The organism is Klebsiella sp. HMSC09D12, from assembly GCF_001808475.1.
Taxonomy (GTDB): domain Bacteria; phylum Pseudomonadota; class Gammaproteobacteria; order Enterobacterales; family Enterobacteriaceae; genus Klebsiella; species Klebsiella oxytoca.
In genome coordinates this window covers 1-2,440 of sequence record NZ_KV793398.1, presented here as the reverse complement: position 1 = coordinate 2,440, position 2,440 = coordinate 1, and the positions used below count along the sequence as shown (strand labels likewise).

At 60.0% G+C, this 2,440-nt stretch carries 5 protein-coding genes; all 5 read left to right on the top strand.

Translation table 11 applies throughout. The features are described 5' to 3' along the window. Positions 1-104 precede the first annotated feature (104 nt). From HMPREF3178_RS03485 to HMPREF3178_RS03465, 5 genes are read left to right on the top strand one after another with little or no spacing between them, the layout of a single operon-like run. The gene (locus tag HMPREF3178_RS03485) at positions 105-488 is read left to right on the top strand and encodes a TraK family protein (RefSeq protein WP_004167204.1); all 384 of its coding nucleotides are present in this window, start codon (positions 105-107) and stop codon (positions 486-488) included. 16 nt (positions 489-504) lie between these two features. Next, positions 505-1,260: a nucleotide-binding protein gene (locus HMPREF3178_RS03480; protein ID WP_070584995.1), complete on the top strand. Its 756-nt coding sequence runs from the start codon at positions 505-507 to the stop codon at positions 1,258-1,260. An 11-nt stretch (positions 1,261-1,271) separates the two neighbouring features. Then, complete coding sequence (locus HMPREF3178_RS03475; RefSeq protein ID WP_004167212.1) at positions 1,272-1,727, top strand: hypothetical protein; 456 nt, start codon at positions 1,272-1,274, stop codon at positions 1,725-1,727. Between the two features lie 46 nt (positions 1,728-1,773). Further along, positions 1,774-2,142 (top strand): hypothetical protein, encoded by a 369-nt coding sequence (locus tag HMPREF3178_RS03470; protein WP_004167227.1) that lies wholly within the window; start codon positions 1,774-1,776, stop codon positions 2,140-2,142. A gap of 4 nt (positions 2,143-2,146) precedes the next feature. Then, complete coding sequence (locus HMPREF3178_RS03465) at positions 2,147-2,437, top strand: hypothetical protein (RefSeq protein WP_004167229.1); 291 nt, start codon at positions 2,147-2,149, stop codon at positions 2,435-2,437. The last annotated feature ends 3 nt before the right edge of the window (positions 2,438-2,440 follow it).

Sequence of the window (2,440 nt, the reverse complement as noted above, 5' to 3'; positions counted from 1 at the left end):
TCGCGTACAGTCGCATTAAATCGCTTAGATTCGCGTAGTATCGCGTTATGAGGTAGACTGAGGTGCCGCGATTGATTCGCGGGCTTCACTAGGAGGAAACAGGCATGGCAGACACGCCAAGCAAAAAGCCCCGCCGGGGCGCAGGACGTGTCGCGTTTCTGGCCCGCCTAGAGCAGTTCCGGGAACTGCTTGCAGCGGGTAACGAACAGCGCACGATCTATGACGACTTTGGCGGCGAAGCGGAATTGGGCATCAGCTACTCCCAATTCAATCGCTACGTCGTCCGGTACATAACAGGAGCAAAAGACGATGGGCACCAAAGAAAAGGCACCGGGCAAATCGCCCCGCCAAGCCCCTCCCCGGCCCCTACAGGAGCCGCAGGAGGCCAAGCAAGGGGTAGCAGCACCCCGGCCGAAAAACCCGGCCAAAAGCGCCCCGGATTCCAGCACAACCCAAACAGCGGCAACGACCGCGACGACCTCATCTGAAAGGAGCATCGCACCTATGAACGACGTAACCACTCCGGCCCTGAACACCCTCGCCCGTCAGGTTCATTTCACGCTGCAAGGCAAGGGCGGCGTCGGCAAGTCCTTTATCTCGTCCCTGCTCGTCCAGTACATCGGCGGCAAGGGCCTGCCGGTCACAGCAGTGGACACCGATCCGGTCAATGCCACCCTCGCCGGTTACAAGGCATTCAACACCCAGCGCCTTGAGCTGATGGAAAACGGCTCCCTGATCGAGCGTAATTTCGACCGCCTGATTGAGCAGGTTGTTGAGGAAGACACCAATTTCGTGATCGACAACGGCGCGGCGTCGTTCATCCCGCTGTCCTACTACATCGCCGAAAACGACGCCATCAACCTGATCGGCGAGAACGGCAAGAAGGTCATCATTCACACCGTCATCACCGGCGGCCAAGCCCTGCGCGATACCCTTGGCGGCTTCGCCTCTCTGGCCGAGCAGATGCCGGGCAATGCCGAGCTGGTCGTCTGGCTCAATGAGTTTTTCGGCGACATTGAGGCCGAGGGTAAGACCTTCGAGGAAATGAAGGTCTACCAGAACAACAAGGATCGCGTGCGCGGCATCGTGCGTATCGCTCGCCAGACCGGCAGCACGTTCGGCGAGGACGTGAAACTGATGCTCGATAGCAAGATGACTTTCGATGAAATCAAACAGTCACCAGACTTCGGCCTCATGTCCAAGTCGCGTCTCTCGAAGGTCAAAACAGCGATCTTCGAGCAGTTGGCCACCATCATCTAAGGGGGTCGCCAATGATCGACTTTGACGAGATACGGAAACAGGTGGCGATCAAGCACAACGTGCTGATCGGCAAGGACGATCCGATACTGGTCACGGTCACGGTCAGCGAAATGGTCTTGGGCCGCTACCTCGAACTGGTTTCCGACCAGTACGACGAAGCCAACAGGGCCTTGACCGTGAGCCTGCAACAGCAGGTCGAACAGTCCAAGGAAACGGCCGGGAAGGTAATCACCGACGCGGCCAACTACGTCAGCGAGCAGGTGCGGCAGGCCGTGACTGCCGCCCTTGCCGACGCTGGCAACGACGTGCGGCGGCAGATAGCCAACGCGCAGGCCGCAAGCCGCGATGCGGTGGCCAGTGGTCGGGATGCGCAGGCAGCGAAGACCGGCGCATACCTGGCTGCGGCCTTGGCCGGGGTCGCCGCTCTGGTGGCCGTGGCGGCCTTGGTGGTCGTTCTTTTGAAATGAGGCCGCCGGGCTTACGGCCCGGTGCCTCCCCAACGAGGAAAGGAGCATGGGCGTAGCCATTGAACAATTAAGCCCGTGGGTGCTGGGCACCTACCTCACATGCCTGTTTGTCGTTTTTGGGTGGATCGCATGGTGTGCTTTCCGCGACGATGAGCTGCCAATTTTCCCCGGCCTTCTGGCGGTGATGCTGTTGGGCGGCGGCTATGCCACAGTCTACAAACCCCAGCCCGACGAGTGGGAAACATTCAAGGCCGCGCATAACTGCAAGGTGGTGGCCAAGCGTGACGGTCATAGCAACGACGGGATCGGCGTCACCACTCGCGGCACCGTGGGCTACATCATCGGCGACGATACGCCCGATCAGGTCGCCTACCAGTGCGATGACGGCGTGACTTACTGGAAAAACGCGAGGTAGCACAATGAACAAACAAACAGCCATCGAGCTGCTGCAAGAGCAGGTAAGAGACTACGCCAGACAACGGGCCAAGGACGTGGCGCGAGGCGCAGAAACGCCACGTCTGGCGGCCTTGCTTGTGCAGAAATACGGCAAGGGCGTGGTCGATGCTCTGGCCGTGGTCTTTGACAGTCCTCGGGCGGCCGATCCGGTCATGACCGTGGTGGACGAGGAAGTAAGCCGGATTGATCCGCTATGGCGGGAACACGACCGGGAACGCTGGGACGGTCGCCCGGCTGATGTGGTTGCCAACTAAACC